The sequence below is a fragment of the Burkholderia sp. Se-20378 genome, from assembly GCF_017104665.1.
Lineage (GTDB): Bacteria > Pseudomonadota > Gammaproteobacteria > Burkholderiales > Burkholderiaceae > Burkholderia > Burkholderia lata.
In genome coordinates this window covers 121,603-147,572 of record NZ_JAAGPG010000001.1, presented here as the reverse complement: position 1 = coordinate 147,572, position 25,970 = coordinate 121,603, and the positions used below count along the sequence as shown (strand labels likewise).

Genomic DNA, 25,970 nt, shown 5'->3' with positions numbered 1-25,970 from the left:
TGGGTGAAGTTGCCGACGTCGACGGGGCTCGTCGAAGCGCCGGCGATGATCGCGCCGGGCAGCGTGGCGACGATCGTGTCGATCAGTTGCGCCTGCGACTGCGCGGCGCCGTCATGCGTGGCTGCGATCGCGGCGCGCACGGCGGCCACCCGCGGCGCGCCCCAGTCGGCATCGGGTGTCGGGGCGGGCGTTTCGTGCAGGCGGGTCGACAGTGCGCCGAGCGCCAGTTGAGAATCCCCGGCGATGGCGATCTCGGCGCGGGCGTTGCGCATCAGCTGCTGCGCATCGATGTCGATGCGGATCAGCCGGCCGTCGATCGCGAAGCCGCCGTCGAACGTGACGTCGTAATCGGTTTCGCCCAGCTCGGTGCCGACGGCGAGCACCACGTCGGCATCGCGGATCGCCGCACGGGTGGCCGGCAGCGACTGGGTCGAGCCGATCAGCAACGGGTGACCGGCCGGCAGCAGCCCCTTCGCGTTGATCGTCAGCGCGACCGGCGCGTGCAGGCGTTCGGCGAGTTCGCGCAATTCCGCCGCCGCGTGAACGGCGCCGCCGCCCGCGAGGATCAGCGGCCGGCGCGCGTGCGCGAGCAGGTCGGCGGCCGCGGCGAGCGCGTTCGCATCGGGCGCGGGCCGCGCAGGCAGCGCGGGCGGGAGGTCCGACAGCGCGGGCGCCGGCATCACGATCACGTCGAGCGGAATCTCGATATGCACGGGCCGCGGCCGCGCGCTGGCGAAGACCGCGAATGCACGCGCGAGGATCTGCGGCAGGTCAGCCGCGTCGAGCAGCGTGTGCGAGAACGCGGTGAGGCCCGCGAACACGTCGCGCTGGGACGGCAGCTCGTGCAGGCGGCCGTCGCCGCTGCCGAGCTCGCGTCGCGCGTTGACGCTCGAGATCACCAGCATCGGGATCGAATCCGCGTAGGCCTGTGCCATCGCGGTCGCGATATTGGTCATCCCCGGCCCGGTGATGATGAAGCACACGCCCGGCCGGCCCGTGACGCGTGCATAGCCGTCGGCCATGAAGCCGGCCCCCTGTTCGTGGCGCGGCGTCACGTGGCGGATCGACGATGCGGCGAGGCCGCGATAAAGCTCGACGGTATGCACGCCGGGAATGCCGAACACGCATTCGACACCGTGGCGTTCGAGCAGGTCGACGAGCGCTTCGCCGCAGGTGCGGGGGCGGGCATGGCAGGGCGCTGCCGTGGCCTTGCGGGCCCCGGCGATGGAGGAAACGGTGGCTGGCTGGTTCATGGATCGTGGTGTGCCGATTGGGAGGGTGAGTGGCCCGAACCGCAAACGAGGGGGCATGGTGCGGATTGTCGGCGTCGATCCGGGGTGCCAACAATCGATTAGTTTTCATGCGCGGCATGAGTGCCGTGCATGGCGGCGTCGATTCGCGGTGCAGGCAGCGGACCGCGGGTTTTCACGGAAGTGCGGGTTGCAACGCGCGTCGCAAGGACAGCCCGGCGCTGCATGACGGCATCGACCTGTCTTGCGGGAACGGGGCGTAAATCGACGACGCGCGCGCCGATCGGCGCGGGTGGTTGCACGCCCGGCGCATCGCGAGCGGCTGGCTCACGAATGGCGGGCGGGCGGATGAGCGGGCACGCGGCGCAACCGGCGCAACCGGCATCTTGCGCGGAGATTCTGCCGACGATGGCGCGCCCGGATTCGCCGCGCACGCGACGCCGGTCGGCATGCGAAATCGCATAGTCAACCTGAATAACCGCGGCGAGTGGCGCATAATATTTTGATGTCGACCCTTGGCTGGAAGAGGGTTTTATGCGCTGCGCCCTATGCGGTTCCGAGAATCCTCCCGGTGCGAGGTTCTGCCAGGAATGCCAGGCCGTGCTGTCCCGCACGTGTCCGCACTGCGGACACGACGTCGCGCCGGCGGCCCGCTTCTGCAGCAACTGCGGGGCGTCGCTTTCCGCGCCCACGGCGGCATCGCCGCCGTCCCGAGCATCGGTTCGGGAGCCGCCGCCCACGCCCGTTCATTACACGCCCGATCATCTTGCCGAGCGCATCCGTGCCGAACACACGGCCATGGCCGCGCGCGGCGAACCCGCGGGTGAGCGCAAGACCGTCACTGCGCTGTTCGCCGACATGGCCGGGTCGACCGCGCTGATCCACGATCTCGATCCCGAAGTGGCGCATCGCCTGATCGTGCCCGTGGTCGAGCTGATGATGGAAGCGGTCCACTACTACGAAGGGTACGTCGCCAAATCGCTCGGCGATGGCATCCTCGCGCTGTTCGGCGCACCGATTGCCCACGAAGATCACGCACAGCGCGCGCTCTTCGCTGCATTGCGCATGCAGCAAGCGATGCGGCAGCATGGCGATCGCATTCGTCTGCAGGAAGGCATTCCTCTGCAGATTCGCGTGGGCGTTCACACCGGCGAGGTCGTCGTTCGTTCGATCCGCACCGACGACCTGCACACCGATTACGATCCGCTCGGGCATACGATCCATATCGCGTCGCGGATCGAGGGCATCGCGGCGCCGACGTCGATTCTCGTCAGCGAATCCACCCACAAGCTGGCCGAAGGCTATTTCGAGTTCAAGGCGCTGGGGGCGACGCAGCTCAAGGGTATTCCCGCGCCGCTGCGCGTGTACGAGGTGCTCGGCCTGGGGGCGTTGCGCACGCGCCTGCAGCTGGCGGCGCATCGCGGTCTCGCGCGCTTCGTCGGCCGTGAAACGGAAATGGAACACCTGAACCGGGCGCGCGAGACCGTGAGCGCCGGACAGGGGCGCGTGGTCGGCGTGGCGGGGGACGCCGGCGTCGGCAAGTCTCGCCTGTTCCACGAGTTCAAGGAGCGATCGCGGTGTGGCGCGCTGGTGCTGGAGACGTTTTCCGTATCGCACGGCAAGGCGTATTCCAATTTGCCGCTGATTGAACTCCTGAAGAATTATTTTCAGATCACGACACAGGACGACGAACGGCGCTGCCGGGAAAAGGTGATCGGCAAGGCGCTCACGCTCGAGCGCAGTTTCGAGGACCTCGTGCCGTACGTCCTCTATCTGCTTGGCATTGGCGAAGGCGGGCCGGTACTCGTCGAGATGGATCCGCAGATCCGGCGCGAGCGGACCTTCGATGCGATCAGGCAGCTGCTCGCGCGAGAGAGCCGGAATCAGCCGGTCCATTTGCTGTTCGAGGATCTGCAATGGCTGGACCGTGAAACGGAAGCCTTCCTCACCTACCTGATCGACCACGTGCCGGATGCACGCATCCTGCTGCTGGTGAACTACCGTCCCGAGTATCAGCCCGCGTGGGCGCGTGCGGCGCATGGGAGCACGCTGCGGCTCGAACCGCTTGGCCCCGCCGATGCGCAAGGACTGCTCGCGGCGCTGCTCGGCGAGGATCGCACGCTCGTGCCGCTGAAGCAGCTCATCCTGGAGAAGACGGAGGGCAACCCGTTCTTCATGGAGGAGGTGGTCCAGACGCTCGTCGAGGAGCGCTCGCTGCTCGGCGAGGCCGGGCGCTATCGCATCGTGGAGACGCCGGCCACGCTGCACATTCCCACTACCGTGCAGGGCGTGCTCGCGGCCCGGATCGACCGGCTTCCGATCGACGAAAAGGAATTGCTGCAGGCGCTCGCGGTGATCGGCCACGAGTTTCCGTTCAGCCTGATCCGACGGATTTGCGGCGAGGAGACGGCGCGGGACGACGAGCTGCGGCGTCTCCTCGCGCATCTGGAGGCGGCGGAGTTCATCTACGAGTGCCCCGCCTTTCCGGAAGTCAATTACTCGTTCAAGCACGCGCTGACCCAGGAGGTGGCAGGGCGCTCGTTGCTCACGGAGCGGCGTACCGCACTGCACGAGCGCACCGCGCAGGCGATCGAGGTGCTGTTCCCGACACGCATCGCAGATTACTGCAGCGAGCTTGCGCACCACTACAGTCAGAGCGGAAACGTCCCCAAGGCGGTCGAATACCTGCATCGAGCGGCGCAGCAGGCGTTGCGCCATGCGGCCCATCACGATGCGATGAATCATCTCGGCGCAGCGCTGGCGTTGCTGAAGGGCTTGCCCGACACACCGGTGCGCGCGCATTCGGAGTTGGCACTGCTGCTTTCGCTCGGGCCCGTCCTGATGGATGTGCGCGGGTATGGCGCGAACGAGGTGGGCGAGGCCTATCGGCGCGCACTCGAGTTGTGCGAACGCACCGGAGAGGCATCGCAACGCTTCGCGACGCAATTGGGATTGCGGATCCATCACGGGGTGCGTGGCGAGCATGCGCTCGGCCTGGAACTGGGCATGCAGATGCTCAGGACGGCGCGGGAGGCGAACGATCCGGGCCTGCTCATCGAGGCGCATAGCGCGCTGGGTTCGTGCCTGTTTTTTCTGGGCGATTTCGGCGCTACCCGCACCCACGCGGAACAGGCGCTTGCGCTCTACGATCCGGATCAGCATCAGGCACACGCGTTCGCACACGGGGTGGATCCCGGCATCCGGGCACTCTGTTTCCTCATGCTGACGTTGTGGATTCAGGGGTATCCCGACCAGGCGCTCACACGCAGCGTCGAAGCGCTTGCGCTCGCACAGAAGCTGGCTCATGGGCCGTCTCTCGCGTTCAGCCTGACCTACACGGCGCACCTGCACCAACTGCGGCGCGAGCCGATGCTGGCCGCCGAGCGCGCGGAAGCGGTCATTGCCGTGTCGACCGAGCACGGATTGCCGTACTGGCTCGCGTGGGGGACGCTGCTGCGAGGCTGGGCGACGAGCGTGCAGGGAAACCTCCAGGACGGCATTGCACAGATGCGGCTGGGCCTCGATGCGCAGCGGGCTGCCGGCGGCGAGGATCAACGTCCTTATTCCCTCGCGTTGCTCGCCGACAGCTACTGGCGCGCGGATGACGAGAAGGCCGCACTGGGCATGCTGGACGAGGCCATGGCGATCGTCGAAAAATCCGGCGAGCATTGCTACGAAGCCGAGCTGTACCGGCTCACGGGAACCTGTCTGGCCGGCCGGGCCGGCAATGCTGGCACGGCGCCTGAACGCGACGACGAAGCCATCGACTGCTTTCACAGAGCGATCGCGCGCGCACGCCGGCAGGGTGCCGGGGCGCTGGAACTGCGGGCCGCGTCGGACCTCGCCCGGCTATTGCAACGACGGGGACGGGCCGAAGAGGCCAGGCAAGTGCTGTCCGACGTCTATGGATGCTTCACGGAAGGTTTCGATACAAGCGACCTGCAAGAGGCAAAAGCGCTGCTGGACGCATTGGGCGCGGACGCAGGATGAATGGACCTGCGGCGGTCGACGACGCATCGTGTGACCACGTGCCGTCCGCGAACTGCCGCTGCTCGAGGAGACGGGCATGACAACCACGCACACGAGACGCCGCCACGATGGTCCGCGCAAACCGATCACGCTGGCGCTGCAGGGTGGCGGGATGCACGGCGCATTCACCTGGGGCGTGCTCGATCGCCTGCTCGAAGACGGCAGGCTCGACATCGAGGGTGTCTGTGCCACCAGCGCCGGCGCGATGAATGCTGCCGTGCTCGCGTGCGGGCTGCTGAAAGGGGGCGAGGACGGTGCACGGGAGGCGCTGCACGACTTCTGGCAGGCGGTCGCGCGATCGGCGGAGCGCTACAACCCGTTGCGCTGGGTGCCGTGGCTGAAGGGGACGCACAGCTTCGGGCTCGATCATTCGCCGCTCTATGCATTCACCGACATGATGCTGCGCGTTTTCTCGCCGTATCAGTTCAATCCGAACAACCTGAATCCGCTGCGCGAAGTGCTCGAAAGCCAGGTCGACTTCGACGCGCTGCGCAAGCATTGTCCGATCCGGCTGTATCTCTGCGCCACCAACGTCGAGACGGGGAAGATTCGCATCTTCACGGGCGAGGATGTGTGTGCCGACGCGGTGCTGGCATCGGCATGCGTGCCGACATTGTTCCAGGCGGTCGCGATCGACGGTGAGTACTTCTGGGACGGCGGCTACATGGGCAATCCGGCCATCTATCCGCTTATCTACAATTGCGCGACGCGCGACGTCGTGATCGTGCACATCAATCCGCTCGTGCGCCGCGGGGTGCCCATCACGGCCGCGGAAATCCTGAACCGCATCAGCGAGATCAGTTTCAACTCGTCGCTGATGCGCGAGATGCGCGCGATCGCGTTCGTCACCGACCTGATCCAGCAAGGCACGATCAAGCGCGGCGAGATGAAGGAAATGCTGATCCATTCCATTCGCGCCGACGACGCGTTGAGCGCGTTGAGCGTATCGAGCAAGTACAACGCGGACTGGGGATTCCTGAGCGAGCTGCATGACCACGGACGACGCGAAGCCGATGCATGGCTCGCGCATCACTACGGAAACATCGGGCAGCGGTCGAGCATCGACATTCGCAGGGAATTTCTCTGAGCGCATGGCGGTAGCGTCGGCGTGGGGCGAGCATGTGCGGCCGCCACGGGCCAAGGAGCGAACATGAACCAGACGCAGGCGCGGTTCGTCGCGTTGTGGTCGGGCAGCGGCGGGATCCATGCCGAGGAGGTCTATCGCTTGCTGGCGGAAGGCTATGCGGAGCCGATGCGGCATTACCACACGCTCGCGCATGTGAAACGCTGCCTGCGTCATGTCGACCTCGCGCGCGGCGCGATGCCCGATCCGGATGCGGTCGAACTCGCGCTCTGGTTCCACGACGTGATCTACGTCCCGGGCGCGAAGAACAACGAGCAGCGCAGCGCCGACTGGTTCCGGCACCTGGCGGCGGGGCGCATCGGCGCGTGCGACCGGATCTGCGCGATGATTCTCGCAACGACCCACGTTGGAATCGCGGCGGAACTGGATACCCGTTTCGTGTGCGACATCGATCTGGCCGTGCTGGGCGCGTCTCGCAGTCGATTTCGCGAAGACGGCCGCCTGCTCCGCGCAGAGCGCCCCGATCTCGACGACCGGGCCTACGACCTTCATGAACGGTCGATTCTTCGCTGGCTGCTCGTTCGTCCGCGCATCTATCTGACCGATTTTTTCTACATGCGTTGCGAATCGAGTGCGCGCCGGAATCTGAGCTGGCGGCTGGGGTTGCCGGTTCAGGAATAACGGCGACAGACAGTCCGATGCGCCAGGCCGTCTGCAGAACGATCGGGAACGGTGTTCTCGATGAACGGGCGGTTCAATCAATGTCGCCATTGAAGTCGAGCCAAAGCCGGTTGAAATGAAAAATGATTCAAGTGTTTGATTCGAATTAAAAAACGATCAATACGGGACGTTTATTTTTCCGATTTTTGTCGATAAGGTTCGATTCGGTGAAAGTGATTTGTCAGAAAACGCGGCGATCAATCATCGCTTGCCGCGGTTTCATTTGACCGCCGCTTTTGCCGATCCGTGTGCGCGACGACGCGTCGACAGGAATCTCTGCCCGGGATCTTGCGGCAGGCTCGATGTGCGCATATCCATTCCGACATCAATCGCATGAGGGCTCATGAACAAGATCATCCGCAGAGTGGCTGCTTCCGTGTTGCCACGCTCGCTGGCCGGCGTGGCGCTGCTGGTCGCGGCGACCGGTGCTCACGCGCACGGCCGTTTGACCGAACCGCCTTCGCGCATCGTGCTGTGCACGCAAGGCCAGAATCCGAATTGCCCTGTCGACGCGTGGCACGCGAACGCGATGGAGAACGGCAAGTTCTTCCCCGCGACACAAAGCGGCCTGTCCGATCCGTTCGCGCCGGCCGACGCGAAGAATGCCGCACCGCCGGCGGACGGCGAAATCGCCGGCGCCAGCACGAATGGCCCGCTGCCCGTGCTGAACGAGCAGTCGCCGAGCCGCTGGCAGAAGATCCCGCTACGGCCGGGCGCATTGCAGAATTTCAAATGGGAATTCAGCGCCGTGCACAAGACGCGTCGCTGGAACTACTTCATCACACGGGCCGACTGGAACCCGTCGGAAAAGCTGACGCGCGCGCAGTTCGAGCCCACGCCGTTCTGCACGATCCAGAATCCCGGCCAGCCCTACTGGGATCCGAACGCGAACCTGGTGCCGCAGCAGCCGACCATTCACCAATGCCGGTTGCCGATGCGTAGCGGTTACCACGTCATCCTGGCGGTCTGGGAAGTCGCGGATACGGCGATGGCGTTCTATCAGGTCGTCGACGCGACGTTCACCCATGGCGATACGACACGCAGCCCGTTCTGATACGGCCGCGACATGACGCACCCGGCGCTGGCCGGGGCGTCATGGATCGAAGCACGCCTGACACGGCAACCGCTTACCCGGCGACCACCTGGTTGCGACCGAGATGCTTCGCGCGGTACAGGCGTTCGTCCGCCTTGCGCAGGATCGCGTCGATCGTCTCGCCGTCCCGACCGAATTCGGAGGCGCCGACGCTCACGGTGACCGTGATCGGTTCGCCGATGCCTGCCTCGAACGGCGCGCCCGCGATCGCCGCGCGGATGCGTTCGCCGATCGACTGGGCGGTGTCCAGCTCGGCTTGCGGCAGCAGCACCATGAATTCCTCTCCGCCCACCCGCGCGACGCCATCGTACGGCCGGATCGCATCGACGCATTTGTCGACGAAGCGTTGCAACACCTGGTCGCCCGCCTGATGCCCGTAACTGTCGTTGATCGCCTTGAAGTGGTCGAGATCGAGCGCGAGCAACGAGAACGGCGCGCCATTGCGCTTGGCGCGGCTGATTTCCGCTTCCACGCTTTCGATGAATTGCCGCCGGTTGGTCGCGCCCGTGAGCGGGTCCGTGGCCGCCAGGTGCTCGAGCTTTTCGTTGGTCCGTTGCAGCGCCTGCAGCGCGCGCTCCGTCCTGGCCATCGCCTCCCGCAACCGGGCAAACAGTTCCGCCTGGCTGTAGATCTTCGAAAACGAACGGGTCGTTTGAAAGGCTTGCACCACGCCGAAACTGAGCAGGAAGAAGCCGGCCGCGAAAATCGCATGCGCCAGCCACCACATGTGATTCCACGGCCGCCCGAGGATGAAGGCAAGCGACGAGAGCGCGAACGACGTGACCGAGATGCCGTAGATCGTCATCAGCGGCGAGCGGATGCGGCGCACGACCAGCGCGACGACGTTTACGACCGAGAGCAACAGTGCGCCGCCCTCCATCGACAGGCGTACCCACAGGTTGCCGGCCACGGGAGAGAAGGCGATCACGGCGACCGCAACGTCGACGAGCCCGAACAGGGCGAGCCAGGGCAACCAGATGCGGGGATCGGCGCGGGTTGCCGCGCTGTCGGCTTGGCGACTGTAGGTGAGCTGCCCGACCAGGAGCAGGATCGACATGGTCAGGCGCGACGCCGGCCCGTACAGCAGGAACAGCCAGATATTGTGATGCGCCATGCCGGTGAACGCGCCGTGCAACGCATAGACGAGCGAGAAGCCCAGAAAACCCAGCGTAAGCCAGCGTAGCAACGGCTCGCCCGACAGCCGATAGCAGCGCCAGCAGACATACGTGACGAACGCGCCTTCGAGCGTGGCGGCCGCAATGGCCAGTTCGTGAAAGGCGTGATTCTCGAATTTCAGCGACGGGTCCTGGAAGAAGTACAGGTAGGCGATCAGATACGCAGGCACCAGCGCGAAGCCGACCAGCAGGAGCCTCGCGTACACCCGGGTGACCAGTTGGGCGGTGCGGGTCGACGCTTGGGTGGCGGCATTGACGGTCATGTTCGGCCTCCGGGTTCGGTGGATGCATCAAGGGCAAGAACGGCAACGTCACGTCATGACGGATCGGTCGTCAAAACGATGAGGCAAAAGCATGTCGTCTTAATTTCGCCGATTTGAACAATCGGCCCAATGGCTGCGAGATATCTGTTTGAATTATCGAATGGCGACAATTGCAATATGGCAATGCGAACGCGTGAATATTTCGGATTTCGATATTGGTCGAAATAATCGATTCCAGGGTTGATGCCTGATGATTATGTAGTATAACAAAGCGAAGCGATGGCGCCGGATTGAAGCTTTACTACATTTTCCGCCTCGCAGCAGACCCATCATCCCGGGCCGGCGTGACAAATTCACAATACCGTTTGCATCGCGTTGTTGAGGACATCCGTTCTCGAACGAAAGTGGGGGATGACATGCTTCATCAGCATCGACCGAAGTCGTAGCGTTTTCCGTCGTTGATATAAAAAGCAGGATCAGTATAGAAATTTTTCATCGAATGGCAATTTGTAAGGTTGATTTCTTCTGAATTCGACCTGGGCGGAGCTTTGTCAATCGAAAGGGGGCGCCACGAACCAGATGCGGCGCCGCAGGCAGTTACACGGCGCTGAAAGGCCAGGACCTGGTCACCGGGGGACGCCAGGATTGATTCGATTGCGGTATTTGATCTGTACTCCGTATCAATAATGCAGGCGCTCGCCGTCCATGGCGCGTGGCGGGTTTCCGTTACGTCCGTGCGGGCGGAGCGCGTCTTCCTGAAATATTCTCCGGCACGGTCTGCGTGAAAGACAGGTGCCGGTCATGCGTAAAACACGATGAGGGCATGAAAATGAAGAACAAGCGAACCGGAATCATGAAGCGTTCGACCTTGAGGGGCGCGCTGGCGCTTCTGCTGGCAGGGTCGTTTTTCGGCACCGGCGCCGCCGTGGCGGCAGGGACGAGTACCGGCACGGCGCCGGCATTCGTCTATAGCCCGTACAAGGACGCGACGATTTCGATGAACTGGAACACGAACGTCATCTCGACGAACGTCACGGGTCAGCTGAGCCCGGTGCTGTCGGTGCTGCCAACCGGTGTACGTACGCTGACGCTCGCGTTCGCGACCGGCGAATGCGGCAGCGAGAACTGGGCGGGCGTCGACGGCGGCGCGATGGCGGCCGCCAATGTGCCGCTTTTCACCGCGGCCAACGTGAATTACGTGATTTCCACCGGCGGCGCGGCCGGCATGTTCACGTGCGGGACGGATGCGGGCATGACGGCCTTCATCAATCGTTATGCGTCGAGCAACCTGATCGGGATCGATTTCGATATCGAGGGCGGACAGACCCAACAGGTGATCAACGATCTCGTCCAGCGCGTGGCAGTCGCCCAGCAGAATTATCCCGGCCTGCGCTTCAGCTTCACGCTGGCCACACTGGCGCCCTCCCAGCAAGGCACGACCACGGCCAGCTCCTGGGGCGCAAACGCACCCGACAGCTTCAACGTGTATGGCGACTGGGTCATGCAGGCGATCCAGGCGTACGGCCTGAAGAACTACACCATCGACCTGATGACGATGGACTACGGATCGGCCAGTGCGGGGAACTGCGTGGTTGCGAACGGCACCTGCCAGATGGGGCAGTCGGCGATCCAGGCGGCAATGAACCTGCACGATCACTGGGGTGTCCCGTACAGCCAGATCGAGCTGACGCCGATGATCGGCGGCAACGATGTGGCCGGCGAAACCTTCACGCCGTCGGACGTCGACACCGTGGCGCAGTTCGTGAAACAGAATGGACTCGTGGGTGTCCACTTCTGGTCGTTCGACCGTGACGTCGATTGTCCGCCGGGCGCCGCATCGTCGACGTGCAACTCCATCGGCGGTGTCGGTACGCTCGGCTATACGAACCGGTTTGCCAACGGCCTGGCGCCCGGCAAATGAACGACGATGGGCCAGGGAGGAGACCACGCGGGCCGTCCGCATCATTGCGATGCAGTGTCCCGTGGTCTCCGATTTCCGCGACCGGCAACCGGTGAAATGGCCGAGTGCCTCCGTTGAGCGGCAACTGCCGCTCAAATCATCGAGGTCAACCGGTGAGCCCTCCGGATAGTGCGCTCGAGTGTCGACGGCCGGGCCGCCGACACTCGCCGGACGGGATCGTCGGGGCGGAGGGTCAGCGTCCGCCCCCGGACGACGCGCCACGCTTGTCGAAGAAATGCCCCATCAGTTCGAGCAGCGGCCGGCGTCGCTTGGTCACGGCGAAGGCCCACTCGTGGGTCTGGCGCGGCGCCTCGACGGTCGACACGGCATCGAGAAGCCGTTGTGCGCGAGGCAGGTCGTACCACGGCAACCACGGATACGCGTGATGGGCGACGTGAAGATTGAAATTCAGGATCACCCAGCGTGACCAGAGGGGAACGTTGGCGCAGCTGTGCGACACCACGTCCTGCTCCCAGAGCGGCGGGCGTGCCGCGTCGTCGGCCAGCAGCGGGATCTCGGCGTGATGCGGAAGATTGAGCAGTTCGACGGCCATCAGCAACACGATCCACAGGATCGTCGAAAACGCGATGAGGCTGCCGAGCACGCCCGCGCGATACGCGAGCGCGCCGACCGCCGCATAGCCGGCCAGGTAGACCGCGCTGAATGCGATCTCGGTGTTCGATTTCGCGCGGTTCGCAGGCGTATCGCGTTGCAGGAACGGCGTAATCCAGTGGCTGAGGAAATGGTTGAACGCCATCATCGGGATCCAGTGCCGCCAGATGAATTCGAGCGTACGCGCGCCGCGTTCCGTCATCACGGAGAACTTCTGGATCATCTTGCGGTTCTCCGGATCCCGTGACGGGTGCGCGGTCCACGCGTGATGGCCCAGATGCGTTTTGCGCCGCGGCAGGTACGGCAACCCGATGATCCATCCGCAGAGATGCCCGATGGCCTCGTTGCAACCGTGCGAACGCGATGCGGCGTTATGCAGTGCCTCGTGCATGATCAGATAGAGGTGAATCAGCGCGAGCATGGCGACGACGAGTGCCGCGAGACGTCCGAGCCCGCCGGCGAGCCAAAGCAGCCACGCAGCGGCAAGCAATGCGATATCGGCGAGCCACAGCGCGAGCGTGACGTTTCCGGTGGGCCCGTTCGGCAATGTCGCCTTGATCGAGCGCCATTCGTCTTTGGTCATGTGCTACCTCGAGTGAGTGATTGGAGTGGGGCGCGGCATATTGCCGGCGCAGAGGTCAGGCGGACAGGATGCGTTGGCCGATCTCGCGGTACGCGGCATCGAGCATGTCGATGTGTTCGTCGAGTCCGTTCTTGCTCGCGAAGCCGTTATCCCGCCGGGCGAGCAGCAGGCAGTCGTAGCGCGCGCCGCGGCTCCAGTGCCACGCCGGCAAATAGGCCGTGATGCGGAATCCGGCTTCGAGCATCGCCTTGACCAGGGTCAGCTTGTCGGCGAGCACGATCGCGCCGACATAGGTCGTCGTGCTGCGCCGTTTCAGGAAACGAAGCAGATCGGCCGCGACATCGCGCTCGGTCATGAACGGGCCGCCGACATGCTGGCAGAGATAAATCGCATCGGCCCGCTCGTCGACGCGAAACGTGAAGCCATCCGAGTAATCGTCCCCATGCCCCCAGAAACAGGTATCGGGGTAGGGTTCCGGCGTACCCGCCAGACCAAGCGGTTCGAAGATCGCGCTGCGCAGAACCTCGGACTCGCGGAATATCGGGGAGAGCGGCAGGCAATGCCGGAAGCGCGGCGCACGGAATTTTTCGATCGCGATGACGTGATGTTCACGCACGCCATGCGCGCTGTCGGGCGACCCGTCGTGTCCGACCACGACGCCATCGACATGACGCTGCAACGCACGCAGCGCGATATCGGTGCGGGCAATCGCGAATGCCAGGTCATGGTCCGCGGCCGGCATCGTGTCGATCGCGGATTGCATCAGCGCCGACAGTACGCCCAGGTGACGATGGTGCCGGGAAATCATCGCGCGGCCGTATTCCCACGAGCGATTCTGCGCGTTGTAGCAGACGCTCATGCAACCGATCGCGGCTTGCGTCTCCTCTTCGGCGACAAACCACAGTTCCGACTTGTTCGAGACGGCGCTTCTCACGTAGCCCGCATCGAGACAGGGGTGTGACGAGTCGCCATATTCCCGTTCGAACAGCGCGCAAATGCTCGATGTGTCCGACACCGTTCCGCGACGTACCCGCAATTGCCGGTGGCCGCTGCCGTTGGGCTTGACGCTATTCCTGCCTGCCATGTTGCTGCCAATTGAATTCATCGCGTTGCTTGCCCTGGTGTTGGTTGATGGCTGCGCCAGTCGAGTGGCGACCTGCGCATCGTCGGCGACGACTTTAATTAGCATTACGTTTGATTGTCAAACAAATTTAATCGACATGACTATTGTTAATTTCATTTGAATGATGAGGATGATGGTTGTGGAAATTGATAATTAAGTCAGGGGGTGAATGGGTGGGAGTCGCTTGCGTGGCGGGCCTTGGGGCTAGTTGCCCCGCATTGCATGAAATGGCGTTGAGGAAATGAAGGCGGCGCCTCGAATTGTCGTCCTGGATTGAACAATTCAGTCCAGTGATCGAATTGTTGAAAATCGGTTTTTCATGAGATCGGTTCCAGTTTTGATTTTGGAGTCAAATTTATTTTATTTTTCATTTTGATGAATTAATGACGCAAATATAGAGTTCCCGATTCTGCCGGCCGCCGACGCGCTTCGACTGCTCCTGATCATCGCGAGGTTGACGGCCTGCCGCCGTCCGCGATGCCGACAAAAATCGACAAATCGGAACAGATGCGCGTGGTGTTCCCGCCTACCATCCGCACGTACCTCGCGCATTCCCGTACCACTGCAGCATCGGTAGCGACATCGCCCGCATTCCGCTGCACGCGTCTTCCTCGCACCCTCGCATCCTCATAAGCCGCCAACAGGCAAAGGATTCGCCATGTCCGCAAGATCGTTCGCTTCATTCGTGCTGATGCTGCTGCTGGCGGCGTGCGGCGGCGACTCGGATTCGTCCGTGCCCGGCAGCGCGTTCGCGGCCGCCTCGGCACGTGCGGCGCAGGCCACCGCGTGGAAGCCGCTCGTGCCCGGCACGAGCTGGCAATGGCAGATCGACGGCAACCGGATCAACGAGAAGGTGCTGGACGGCGTGAGCAACCCGCGCAAGATGTTCGACGTCGACATGGAGCAGACCGATGCCGGCACGATCCAGCGCCTGAAGGCGAAGGGCGTTTATGTCGTCTGCTACATGGAGGTGGGCGGGCGGGAAGACAACCGCAGCGATGCCGCCAGGTTTCCGGACAGCGTGCTCGGCAACCCCGTCGAAGGATACGAGGATCACGAACGCTGGCTGGACATTCGCCAGACCGCGATCCTGATGCCGCTGATGCTGGCGCGCCTCGACCAGGCTAAGAAGAAGGGCTGCGACGGCATCGAGCCGGACCTCGACGACAGCTATCGCCAGGAAACGGGCTTTCCGCTGACGCGTGACGATCAGCTGCGGTACAACACGGCGCTGATCGCCGCCGCGCACGATCGCGGGATGTCGATGGGCCTCAAGAACGGCTCGGGTATCGCGGCAGCGATGGCGAAAGTGGCCGACTGGGCGCTCAATGAACAATGCAACCGATTCCACGAGTGCGGCGACTACGCGAGCTTCATCGCGCTGAACAAGGCCGTGTTCAATGTCGAGTACACGCGTCCGGACGGCATGAAGCTCGCGGATTTCTGCCCGGCGGACAATCAGGCCAATTTCGACGGCATTCTGAAACTGTCGAGCGACACGCTCTCGGCGCTGCCGCGCGCGGCGTGCCGGTTCGAGTGAGCGGCGGGGCGTGGAGGACGGGCGTCTTCACGGCGAAGCGTGCGGGTTTGCCGCGCACGCGGCGGTCCTGACAGCTGCATCGCGATCGAGCGTCGCAGGATAGCCGCGGAACGGGCCGCGCGCGACGCTGATTTCTGTTGGGCGAATCGGCGGTTATTTCGCGTGCTCGCACTCACTCGATGATTGGCGTCAAGGTGGATTGGCTGGCATGCCAGTCGGACGACGGCTGCCGGATCGTGTCGTGTCTCGCCGGGTGCGATCGCTTCGACAGTGATGACGACACGGGCATCGCGACGTGCTCGAATGGATCGCGCGGAGCCGGCTGACGCGCGAGTCGCTCGATCACGACGCGCGGGTAGCGCGCGGTGCGCCGCGGGACGATGGATTGCGAATCCCTTGCAACGGATGTCGGCTCCGTACGGTGCGGGCTCGTGCATGGAATTCGCTTGCGTTCGCATCGATCCATTGCTATCACAGTGACTCGGGTCGCAACGCCGCTACCGGCGTGGCCTTTTTCATCTGCGTGAACCTGTCCACGAAAGGAGACGATCTCGGTGACTGCGCCCATTGCCAAAAAAATCATGATCATTCGTCACGCGGAAAAGCCGGACGACAACGGCAAGCCGTACGGCGTGAACGCGAACGGGGAGCAGGACAAGGAGAGCCTGATTCCGCTCGGCTGGCAACGCGCCGGCGCGCTGGTTGCATTGTTCGATCCGGCGCGGGGCCCGCTGCAGAGCGCGGCGCTCGCGAAGCCCGGCGTGTTGTTCGCGGCGGCCGTCGCGCCGCATGCAAAGAGCCGGCGGCCGACCGAGACGGTCACGCCGCTGAGCCAGCGCATACCGCTCGAGCTCGACACGACCTATACGAAAGGGCAGGAGGCCGACGTCGCGACGGCGGCGCAGCGCAGCCAGGGCGTCGTGCTGATCTGCTGGCAGCACGAGGACATCCCCGCGATCGCCGCCCATCTGCCGTTGTCGAACGGACCGGTGCCGTCGAAGTGGCCGGGCGAGCGCTTCGACATCGTCTGGGTGTTCGACCTGCAGCCGGGTACCGGGCGCTACGCGTTCAGCCAGGTGCCGCAGCAATTGCTGGCGGGCGACCTGCCGTCGGTCATTGCGTCGTGACGTGCGTGTATTTGCCCTGACGAGGTCGACGAGGAAGCCACGGCGACAATGATCGCCGGGCAGAGCCATGCGAAGTGCGGCCTCAAGGGGAAGCAAGGTCGCGCGCGAGGCCGCCGGGCGGCCCCGGATGCACGCCGGCACCCAGGACCGTCCGGCGTCTCGATCAGAACTTGTGACGCAGCCCCAGCGCGACGATTTCCTGCGACTTCGTGCCGGCGTAGCCGTACGAACCGATCGATGCCTGCGCATCCTGCGTGATCAGTTGCCCGCTCGCATTCACGACCTGCTGCTGGCCGCTCGCATGCTGGTACGCGCCGATCAGGTAGAGGTCGGTGCGCTTCGACAGCGAATAGTCGGCGCCCACCGACACCTGGTGATACTTCGCGTCGACGTTGCCGCTCGCCTTCGTGTACGCATAGCCGACGCCGAGCAGCAGCGGCGCCGATGCCTGGTACGTGACGAATGCGCGACCGGTGTTGTACTTCTGCGTATTGGCGAAGCCGGCGAGCGAATCGCCGTCGCGGCGGTACTGCGCGTTGCTGTAGCCGACGCCCAGCGTGACCGGGCCGATCGCATACTGCCCCGCGACCTGCGCGATGCCGATGCTCTTCGCGCTCAGGTAGCCGCTGTTGATCGGGCCGTCGAAGATCGCGTCGGATGAACCGCTCCAGCCCGTGGCGCGTGCGGCGCCGTTCACGTTGTTGGTGTAGAAGTAGCCGCCGGCGATGCCCAGCGGGCCGTTGTTGTACGCGGCTGCGATTGCGTACGTCAGGCCCGAGCCCGTCGAGCCGGCGACGCCGCCGAAGCCGTACATCGCCTCGACCTGCAGGCCGGACAGCACCGGCGACGTGTACTTGACCGTGTTGCTCACGCGCAGGCTGTTGTCGTTGTTGTCGACGTCGCCCGGCGTCGCGAAGATGCCGCCGAAATAGTTGTCGCCGGTGACGCCCTGAACCAGGTCGACGATCGGGTCGTACTGGCGGCCCAGCGTGACGGTACCGTACTGGCTGCTCTGCAGGCCGACGAACGCCTGGCGACCGAACATGCGGCCGCCCTGGCCGAGGCGGCCCGTGCCCGAATTGAACCCGCTTTCGAGCTGGAACACGGTCTTCAGGCCACCGCCGAGATCCTCGCTGCCCTTCATGCCCCAGCGGCTGCCCGACAGGTTGCCGCTGTCCATCTGCCACAGATTGTTGCCCGTGCCGCTGTTGCCGTGAACGTACGTGATCGACGTGTCGATCACGCCGTACAGCGCGACGTTCGACTGTGCGTGCGCCACGCCGGCGACACCCAGCAGCGACAGCGAGAGAGCGGACAGTGCGAACTTCTTCATCGTTGAATTTTTCATGCGAAAGCGGTGCTTGATTAATTAAGGACTGTGAATCGATTGAACGGTCGATCGGAGCGCTCGCGGCGATTCGGTCGACCCTTCGTTGTGTCCGTCGACCGGATGCCCGACGACGCGGCTTCCGGAGACACGGCAGTGTTGCGGCCCTCGGTGACATGCCAATGAAAAACCACAAAAGAGCATGAATTGGCTGAAATTGCCACGTCGCGTTACGGGCGATGGAGATCCGTTGCGGATGCGTGGCAAGGCAGAGGGGCACGTCGCGTGGATTGCTGTTCCGATGGTCGAGCGAATCGTGTTCGAGCAATACAGTTACTGCTTTTCGGTCGGTCATCCATATACCGGCGGTGGAATGGATCAACGTGATTGCAGCCTGCGCGCGTGCATCGGACCGACGGTTCGACGTGAACTTCCGCCATGTCATTAGATGGCAAAATATGGCAATTCATGCTTTTTTGAGGTTTTTCATCCGGATGTCATCTCGCGTCGCGATAGTGCGGAATCGGGCGCCAGTCCCGCGAGTGAACGGGCCCGTTCACCTCGCACCCGGGAATACGCCCATGGGACGCAACTAGCAGCAACCGATACGCCCGCCGCCGAAGGCGGCGGCGCGTGTCATCTCGACAGAAGGAACGTGCAATCGTGAACGCCATCGCAGCGGCAGATTCTTATGACGTGATCGTCGGCGGCGGCGGCATCGTCGGCCTCGCCCACGCCTATACGGCGGCACTCAAGGGGCTGCGCGTTTGCGTGATCGAACGCGATGCCGCATGCGTGGGCGCATCGATCCGCAATTTCGGCTTCGTCACCATCACCGGGCAGCACGCCGAACATAGCTGGCGGCGTGCGCGGGCGAGCCGCGAGGTCTGGGCGGACGTCGCGCCGCAAGCCGGCATCGACGTGCTGCACCAGGGCCTGCACCTGATTGCGCGTCGCCCCGAGGCGATGCACCTGATCGATGCCTTCATGCAGACCGGCATGGCCGACGGCTGCCGGGTCTTGACGCCCGGCGAAGCGGCGGCCGTGGCGCCGGAGTTGCGCCTGGACGGCGCGCAAGGCGTGCTGCACAGCCCGCACGAGCTGCGGATCGAGCCGCGTACCGCCATCGGGTTGCTGGCGTCCTGGCTGGCGGAACGCTTCGGCGTACGGTTTCGCTACGGCGAGATGGTGCACGAGGTGCGCACGCCGACCGTGCGTACGTCGCGCGGCGTGTTGCACGCGGAGCGCGTGATCGTCTGCGGCAATGCGGACAGCCGTCACCTGTATGGCGACTGGTTTGCGCGGCACGAGGTGCGGCTGTGCCAGTTGCAGATGCTGCGCGTGCGGCCGCGCCGCCCGCTGGCGCTGCACGCCGCGGTGATGGGCGACCTGAGCCTGTTGCGTTACTCGGGTTTCGCGGCGCTGCCCGCCGCCGACGCATTGCGTACGCGTCTGAAGGCGGAGGAGCCCGTGTGCCTCGGTTACGGCATCCACCTGATCGCGGTGCAGAGCGCCGACGGTAGTCTCGTGGTGGGCGATTCGCATGAATACGGCGCCGCACCGCTGCCGTTTGCAACGCAGGAGATCGATGCGCAGATCCTGCGTCTGCTGCACGAGACGCTCGATATGCCGGAACTGGACATCGTCGAACGCTGGACCGGCAGCTATCCGTCGGCAGCTGGCGCCGACTGCGTGATCGAGGCGCCGGATGACGGCACGCGCGTCGTCGTCGTGACGAGCGGCGCCGGGATGAGCACGGGCTTCGGGATTGCGCAGGATGTGTTTGCCGGGTGGTGAGCCGGGCCTGGCAAGAGCTCGGCGCATCGAAAGGACTCGGGAGGACAATGGGCGGCAACGAGATCTGATCGCCGCAATGCGAAGGACGGCAGGTCTCCGTCCATCGAATGCGCATGCCACCCCGACGATTCATGGTCGGAAGACGGCACGCTCCGCAAGATCGATGTTACGCGCTGCCAATGCACGGCCCGCGCGCGAACCGTTTGGACGACCCATCGAGCGGCAGATGAACTCCCCGGTCTCGACCACCGCAGTCAGATCGACACCGGTTTCGATGCCGAGCCCCTCGAGCAGGTACAGCAGATCCTCGGTGGCGACGTTGCCCGTTGCACCTTTCGCATACGGGCATCCGCCGAGACCGGCGACGGACGAATGAAAGATCGCCAGCCCGGCCTGCAGCGACGCGAAGATGTTCGCCAGCGCCTGGCCGTAGGTATCGTGAAAATGCCCGGCGAGACGATCGACCGGAAACGCGCGGGATGCGGCGTCGACGATCTGCCGGACGGCCGCTGCGGTGCCGACGCCAATCGTGTCGGCGAGATCGATCTCGTCGCAGCCGAGATCGCGATATCGCCGCACCATGTCGACAACCGCGTGCGCAGGAACCGGCCCGTCGTACGGGCAACCGAACGCGCACGAGATGCTGCCCCTCAGCCGGACGCCCGCATCCTTTGCCGCCCGCGCGACCGGTTCGAAGCGCGCAATCGATTCGGCGATCGAGCAATTGATGTTGCGTTCGGAGAACGCCTCGCTTGCCGACCCGAAGATGACGACCTCGTCCGCACGGCTCGCCAGCGCGGCTTCGAGGCCACGCATGTTCGGTGTCAGCGCGGCGTAGCGCGTGCCGGCATGTCGTGCGATGCCTGCCATGACGGCGGCGCCGTCGGCCATCTGGGGCACCCATTTCGGCGACACGAACGATGCGGCCTCGATTCTGCGCAAGCCCGCGCGCGCCAGCCGGTCGACGAGTTCGATCTTGGTTGCCGTCGGGACCTCGATCGCCTCGGCCTGCAGCCCGTCGCGCGGCCCGACCTCGACGATCGTCACCGCGCGCGGCAGGGTCGTGTGCGGGGCTGTCTGCATGAGCGAACTCCTCATTGAAATGGCTCGAATGGCGAACGGGACGGAGACGCCGCGCGTGTCAGCGCGGCAGTCCCAGGCCGCGTTGCGCGATCACGTTGCGCTGAATCTCGGCAGTGCCGCCGCCGACGACGATCGGGATCGCCGCATACAGCAATTGCTCGAACCGGCCCGCGCCGATCGCACCGGCCGCGCCCTTGGCCAGACCGGCGCCGGGGCCGAGCAGGTCGAGTGCGGCTTCGGCGAGGCGCTCCAGCAATTCGCCGGTATAGGCTTTCGTGATCGCGGCCTCGTGCAGGCCGCTGCCGCCGGCCGCCACCGCTCGCAGGCTCTGCATGAACAGGTGCCTGCCGGCTTCGACGTCGGCCGCGAGTGTGCCGAGCCGCGCGCGGACGGCTGCGTCTGCATGACGGGACGCGTTGCCTTCGCGCAGGCAACTGACCAGATGCTCGAATTCGGCGCGCGCATGCGCGATGAAGCTGCCCATCGTGATGCGCTCGGTCGCCAGCGCCGACGTGATGACCTTCCAGCCTTCGTTGACGTTGCCGACCAGTGCACTGGCCGGAATCCTGACGTCGTCGAAGGTTTCCTCGCAGAACGTATAGCCGTACATCGCGTCGGACGGGCGGATCGACAGACCGGGCGCATTCATCGGGACGATGAAGATGCTGATGCCGGCATGTGGCGGCGTGGCGTTCGGGTCGGTGCGAGCCGCCAGCCACATGTAGTCGGCCAGCTCGGCCGCCGTCGTCCAGATCTTGCGACCGTTGATGACCCACTCGTCGCCGTCGCGAACGGCAGTCGTGCGCAGCGACGCCAGATCGGACCCGGCGCCCGGTTCGCTATAGCCGAGACAGAACGTCACGTCGCCGCTGGCCAGCTTCGGCAGGAATTCACGTCGCTGTTCCGGCGTTCCGAAGCGGATCAGCGCGTGCGCCTGAATGTCGCCGCGGCCGCCCATCGGCGCGCCGGCCAACTGCAGCGTTTCCATGAATGCAAGCTGCTCGAGCGGCGTGCGCGCCTGCCCGCCGTGTTCGACCGGCCAGCTCAGGCTGTTCCAGCCGAACCGGCCGAGCAGCGCGGTGAATGCACGGTCGAATCCCCATTCGTCCGTGCGACAGTCCTCGTGCTGGTCGGGCGCCCAGTGTTCCGCGAGCCAGGTTCGCACCTCGTCTCGGAATGCATTGCCTGCCGGGCCGAGGTCGTGCTCGGGCAATCCTTTGCCGCCGTCGAGCAGATGGTGCGCGAGCGCTTGCCGCGCGTGCGTCGCACCGCCGAAGCGGGACAGGTCCGCGTGCACGCGCCGGAAATGACGCGGCGCCTCGTGTTCCTCGGAAAAGCCGATCGCGCCGAGCACGTGCTGGGTCTCGTACGCCACCTGTCGCAGTGCCGGATTCGCGAACGCCTGGGTCGATGCGACGTGCAACCGCCAGTCGGCTTCGTGACGGTCGAACGAATCGGCCGCGTGGTAAAGCAACAGCCGTGTCGCCTCGAGTGCGATGAGACCGTTCGCGAGCTTGTGCTGCAACGCCTGGAAGCGGCCGATGGGTTGGCCGAACTGACGGCGCTCCTTCGCATGGTCGAGCGCGAGCTCGAAGCCGCGCCGTGCCGCGCCGAGCGAACGGGCGACCAGCATGAGTCCCGCGATGAGCGCGAGGTCGTCGGCCTGTTGCGTCGTGATCGGGATGGAAAGCGCGGGGACCTTGTCGATGCCGATCGCGGCAAGCGGCGGCCGCGCGAGTCCCGGCGTTTCCGTCACGCGAACGCCGGCCGCGCCAAGCGGCACGATCGCGAGCACCGGCCCGGGTTCGGCGATCGCGACGAGATGGGTCGCATCGCGGGCGCCCTCGACGAATTCGGCTTCGCCCGAGAGTGCGCCGTTTTCAATGCGCAGGCGGGTCGCGCTTCGATCCACGGCCACGCACGAAACGACCGTTCCGGCGTGGGTGGCCGACAACAGGTCGTCCGCATCCGGCAACCGGTCGCGCAACGGACCGAGCGCGAAATTCGCGAGCGCGATATCGATGAACGGAACGGGACACGCGGCGCGGCCGGCTTCCTCGGCGACGATTGCCGCTTCGTGCAGGCCGGTGCCGCTCTCGGCATCGCCCAGCTCCGCCAGACCCTGCGAGACGAATGCCTGCCACAGCGCGGCGCGCGCGGCCGGCTCGGCGGCGATCGACAACGCCTTGTCGGGCGGGCACAGGCGGTCGATCTGGCGGCGTACGCTCGAGCGGAGCATCGCGCGCTCGGTTTCGTCGACCGAGGCCGTACCGGCTGCGGGAAGGGAAGTGTCCAGGTTGTTCATGCGCTGTCTCCTGCGTTTATCGTGATTTGCCGACGCAAGAGACATAGTGTCCGGATGGCGCCCCTGCGGCTCACCCCTCCTTTCGGGTGGATGTCGTCACGCCGGCCTGGAGATTCATTGAATCAACCCGCGCTTGCGCGCGGTCGTCACCGCTTCGTAGCGGCTCGACACGTCGAGTTTCGCGAAAATGTTCTTCAGGTTCCATTTCACGGTATCGAGCGTGATGTTGAGCGTCAACGCGATCTGCTTGTTCGGCATCGATTCGCCGATGAGCGTGAGGATCTCCAGCTCGCGTGGCTTGAGCGCGTCCTCCGGCGGCACTTGCCGCGATGTGGCGCGGTCGGACGGATCGACGCCGGACGCACGGCCACCGGCGTCCAGGATGACGGCCAGCGTATCGCGGTCGGCGGCGAGCGCGGCGGACGATTGCATCGACGTGATGAAGGCGCGCACCTTCGCGCCCTCGTCGACGATCGACCGAACCAGGCCGAATCGTCGCGCGATCGCAAGACCGCTCGCGAGGCTTTGCGTGGCTTCCGTGTCACGCCCGGCGAACGAGAGCGCGACCGCCTTCAGTACGTCGGCGACCGCGACATATTTGCGGCGCACATAGCGGATACCGTATTCGCGCATCCGCTCGACGAGCGTAAGCGCGGCCGAGTAGTCGTCGACGGCGATCGCGAGCCGCGTCGCGGCATGCGCGGCGATCGCATCGATTTCGGCCAGCATGCCCGCGGCGTCGCGATAGCGGACTGCGATGCGATCGAGCTCGGCCTGCAATTCAATCGCGCGATCGATATGGTTGGTCGTGAGCAGGAGGCGCGCCTGCTCCGCGATCAGGTGCGCGAGCGGCCGGTCCAGCGCGAGTTCGATGCAGTGCGCCTTGTCGCTGTCGAGATCGCTCAAGGCCTGCTCGAGCCCGACGCGCGCGGCGACGAGCCGGCCGTGCACGATCATCGACCGGATCATCGGTTCCGGCGACGAGAAGCGCAGCAGATCGAGGCGATTGGCGAGCGTCGCTTGCGCATCGTCGATCGCACCGGTCTCGTAGCAGGCATCGGCGAGAAAGGCCGCGCAATTGACCGCCGATACCGAACGTCGGCCATGTTCGCGTTCCGCTCGCGCGAGCAGCGCACTGCCGACACGAATCGCGTCCTGCTGGTTGCCTTCCAGCAGGTGGCCGAGCAGAAGGGTCGATTCGGCGACCAGCGCGAGGTCGTCGAGGATCTCGGCGCGCGGCAGCCGCGCGATGCGATCGTGCAGCGCGCGCGCGTCGTCGTAACGGCCGGCGGCGCAATACGCAAAGCTGAGATCCGCGAGATGGACCTGTCGCAGGAACCGGTTGTCGAGCGCGTCGAAGTCGGTCGTCGCGAGCAGTGTCATCGCGGTTTCGGAGTCGTCGCGCTGCAATGCGATGCTGGCGCGCAGGTACCGGACGTGCGTCGCGCAATCGCCCGGCAGCGGCCCGGGTGCGGCGTCGATCCGTTCGAGCCAGCGCTGCGCGTCGCGCCATCGGCACGCGGCGACGAGCGCCCAGCAGCCGAGCATCAGGACCGTCGGATGGGCAAGGAGCTTGTCCGCGGGAAGCTGGTCCATCCAGCGCTGCAGGGTCCGGATGAAGCTCATGCTGCGCACGGGCGCGTCCGCGCTTTCGATCAGCCGTGCGGCCGTTTCGAAGTCGTCGGCGTAGTACGCATGACGCAATGCCTCGATCGTCAGGCCCTGTGCGCCGAACCAGTGGCTGGCGCGAAGATGGAGATCGCGTTCACGTTGCGGGTCGCGTTCGCGCAAGCGATCCTGCAGGAAACTGGCGAACAGCGGATGAAAGCGATACCACGGCGTCGGACTGTCGACATCGATCGGCAAGACGAAGAGGTTGTCGCGTTCGATGCGCTCCAGCATCGCGGCCGCGTCCGGGTTGCCGGTCACGTGGCGCGCGAGATCGGCGTTGAAGCGCCGGCACACGGCCACCTGCTCGATGAATTCGACGACGGCGGGCGCGAGGTGGCGAACGACGTCCTCGGACAGATAGCGCTGCAGGTCGGCACGCCGATACAACGTCTGCGCGAGAACCGCGCGGTTCGCCGGGCTGCGCTTGAGCCGGATGCAGATCATCTGCACGCACACGGGCCAGCCGTCCGCGATGTCGTGTATCAGGCGGGCGTCGTCGACCGACACGTCGCCGAGAGACTTGGCGACGAAATCCTGCGTTTCCTCGAACGTGAACGGGAGTTCGGGCAGCGCGATTTCGGTCAGCTCGCCCGTCAACCTCATCCGGCTGATCGACAGCGGCGGCGCGGTGCGCGACGCGATCGCCAGGTGGAACGATTCCGGGCCATGGTCCAGCAGGCTTTGCAGCAGGGTGTGGATCGACGCGTCCTCGACGTGGTGATAGTCGTCGATGAACAGATGGACGTTCCGGCCGTACTGGCAGACTGCCTCGATGATGTTCGCGACGAGGCCGGCGACGGGGAGATCGGCCTGCGCCTCGGTCGGCAGCGTCGTGCCGTCCTCGACGACGAGGCCGATTTGCTGCAGCGCGCCAATCAAATAGGTGCGGAACTGCGGCAGCCGCTGTTCGTCGGCGGACAGCGACAGCCATGCGACGTGCTCGCCCTGGCGCAGGAGTTCCTGTCGCCATTGAGCGAGCAAGGTCGTCTTGCCGAACCCGGCGTTGCCGCAGACGAGCACGAGGCGGCTCTCTTGCGCATCGCGCAGGCGGGCGAGCAGGGCGGAACGCGGAGTCGCCTGGGGGCTGATGCGGGGTGGGGCGAACTTCGTGGGGATGAGCAGGCGATCGAGCGCCAAGGTGGATTCTCCTTCCGGCTGGCGAACAATGGAGCATATCGGCTTGCCGGATCGCACACCGGGCGCGCACGCGCCGTGTGCCACCGGAGCG

The 25,970-nt window shown here is 65.0% G+C and carries 19 protein-coding genes; 9 read left to right on the top strand and 10 right to left on the bottom strand.

Annotation, left to right across the window (positions count from 1 at the left end):
• Positions 1-1,253, bottom strand: a 1,253-nt coding sequence (locus tag G3N93_RS00600) for a 5-guanidino-2-oxopentanoate decarboxylase (protein WP_206132041.1), incomplete at its 3' end; no start/stop codon positions are given.
• A gap of 98 nt (positions 1,254-1,351) precedes the next feature.
• Positions 1,352-1,864 (bottom strand): hypothetical protein, encoded by a 513-nt coding sequence (locus tag G3N93_RS00595; protein WP_206132050.1) that lies wholly within the window; start codon positions 1,862-1,864, stop codon positions 1,352-1,354.
• Between G3N93_RS00595 and G3N93_RS00590 the strand changes: the two genes are divergently transcribed.
• The 4 genes from G3N93_RS00590 (at position 1,785) to G3N93_RS00575 (ending at position 8,137) form a co-directional block, all read left to right on the top strand.
• Positions 1,785-5,240, top strand: coding sequence for an adenylate/guanylate cyclase domain-containing protein (locus G3N93_RS00590; RefSeq protein WP_206132040.1), 3,456 nt, complete (start codon positions 1,785-1,787; stop codon positions 5,238-5,240). The genes G3N93_RS00595 and G3N93_RS00590 overlap by 80 nt on opposite strands.
• 76 nt (positions 5,241-5,316) lie before the next feature.
• On the top strand, positions 5,317-6,366 hold the full coding sequence (locus G3N93_RS00585; RefSeq protein ID WP_174932284.1) for a patatin-like phospholipase family protein: 1,050 nt from the start codon (positions 5,317-5,319) through the stop codon (positions 6,364-6,366).
• Positions 6,367-6,429: 63 nt separating this feature from the next.
• Entirely contained in the window at positions 6,430-7,044 is a 615-nt protein-coding gene (locus G3N93_RS00580) for a hypothetical protein (protein ID WP_174932286.1), read from the top strand.
• Positions 7,045-7,426: 382 nt separating this feature from the next.
• Positions 7,427-8,137 carry a lytic polysaccharide monooxygenase gene (locus tag G3N93_RS00575; protein WP_241026333.1) on the top strand — a complete coding sequence of 237 codons (711 nt, stop codon included), beginning with the start codon at positions 7,427-7,429 and terminating at the stop codon, positions 8,135-8,137.
• A gap of 73 nt (positions 8,138-8,210) precedes the next feature.
• On the opposite strand, the gene G3N93_RS00570 is transcribed toward G3N93_RS00575, so the two are convergent.
• Entirely contained in the window at positions 8,211-9,614 is a 1,404-nt protein-coding gene (locus G3N93_RS00570; protein WP_174932288.1) for a GGDEF domain-containing protein, read from the bottom strand.
• Between the two features lie 712 nt (positions 9,615-10,326).
• Here G3N93_RS00570 and G3N93_RS00565 point away from each other — a divergent pair.
• A complete protein-coding gene (locus G3N93_RS00565) occupies positions 10,327-11,535 on the top strand; it encodes a chitinase (protein ID WP_374196389.1) in 1,209 nt (402 codons plus the stop codon).
• A gap of 232 nt (positions 11,536-11,767) precedes the next feature.
• On the opposite strand, the gene G3N93_RS00560 is transcribed toward G3N93_RS00565, so the two are convergent.
• Both G3N93_RS00560 and G3N93_RS00555 read right to left on the bottom strand, forming a co-directional pair.
• The gene (locus tag G3N93_RS00560; protein WP_206132039.1) at positions 11,768-12,769 is read right to left on the bottom strand and encodes a fatty acid desaturase; all 1,002 of its coding nucleotides are present in this window, start codon (positions 12,767-12,769) and stop codon (positions 11,768-11,770) included.
• A gap of 55 nt (positions 12,770-12,824) precedes the next feature.
• A complete protein-coding gene (locus G3N93_RS00555) occupies positions 12,825-13,703 on the bottom strand; it encodes a hypothetical protein (RefSeq protein ID WP_307873374.1) in 879 nt (292 codons plus the stop codon).
• Positions 13,704-13,764: 61 nt separating this feature from the next.
• On the opposite strand from G3N93_RS00555, the gene G3N93_RS00550 reads away from it, so the two are divergent.
• Complete coding sequence (locus G3N93_RS00550; RefSeq protein WP_174937973.1) at positions 13,765-14,013, top strand: hypothetical protein; 249 nt, start codon at positions 13,765-13,767, stop codon at positions 14,011-14,013.
• A gap of 537 nt (positions 14,014-14,550) precedes the next feature.
• On the top strand, positions 14,551-15,432 hold the full coding sequence (locus G3N93_RS00545; RefSeq protein ID WP_206132037.1) for an endo alpha-1,4 polygalactosaminidase: 882 nt from the start codon (positions 14,551-14,553) through the stop codon (positions 15,430-15,432).
• 172 nt (positions 15,433-15,604) lie between these two features.
• On the opposite strand, the gene G3N93_RS00540 is transcribed toward G3N93_RS00545, so the two are convergent.
• Complete coding sequence (locus G3N93_RS00540) at positions 15,605-16,021, bottom strand: hypothetical protein (protein WP_206132049.1); 417 nt, start codon at positions 16,019-16,021, stop codon at positions 15,605-15,607.
• On the opposite strand from G3N93_RS00540, the gene G3N93_RS00535 reads away from it, so the two are divergent.
• A complete protein-coding gene (locus G3N93_RS00535; protein ID WP_206132036.1) occupies positions 15,987-16,559 on the top strand; it encodes a hypothetical protein in 573 nt (190 codons plus the stop codon). The two genes, G3N93_RS00540 and G3N93_RS00535, sit on opposite strands and share 35 nt — an antisense overlap.
• Positions 16,560-16,722: 163 nt before the next feature.
• Here G3N93_RS00535 and G3N93_RS00530 read toward each other — a convergent pair whose 3' ends face one another.
• Positions 16,723-17,892: a porin gene (locus G3N93_RS00530; RefSeq protein ID WP_206132035.1), complete on the bottom strand. Its 1,170-nt coding sequence runs from the start codon at positions 17,890-17,892 to the stop codon at positions 16,723-16,725.
• Between the two features lie 654 nt (positions 17,893-18,546).
• Between G3N93_RS00530 and G3N93_RS00525 the strand changes: the two genes are divergently transcribed.
• Entirely contained in the window at positions 18,547-19,683 is a 1,137-nt protein-coding gene (locus G3N93_RS00525; RefSeq protein ID WP_374196390.1) for a TIGR03364 family FAD-dependent oxidoreductase, read from the top strand.
• A 129-nt stretch (positions 19,684-19,812) separates the two neighbouring features.
• Here G3N93_RS00525 and G3N93_RS00520 read toward each other — a convergent pair whose 3' ends face one another.
• The 3 genes from G3N93_RS00520 to G3N93_RS00510 all read right to left on the bottom strand — a co-directional run bounded on the left by G3N93_RS00520 (position 19,813) and on the right by G3N93_RS00510 (position 25,879).
• Positions 19,813-20,766, bottom strand: a complete 954-nt coding sequence (locus G3N93_RS00520; RefSeq protein ID WP_206132033.1) for a hydroxymethylglutaryl-CoA lyase — start codon at positions 20,764-20,766, stop codon at positions 19,813-19,815.
• A gap of 58 nt (positions 20,767-20,824) precedes the next feature.
• Entirely contained in the window at positions 20,825-23,071 is a 2,247-nt protein-coding gene (locus G3N93_RS00515) for an acyl-CoA dehydrogenase (protein WP_206132032.1), read from the bottom strand.
• Positions 23,072-23,185: 114 nt separating this feature from the next.
• Positions 23,186-25,879: a LuxR C-terminal-related transcriptional regulator gene (locus tag G3N93_RS00510; RefSeq protein ID WP_206132031.1), complete on the bottom strand. Its 2,694-nt coding sequence runs from the start codon at positions 25,877-25,879 to the stop codon at positions 23,186-23,188.
• Between the last annotated feature and the right edge of the window lie 91 nt (positions 25,880-25,970).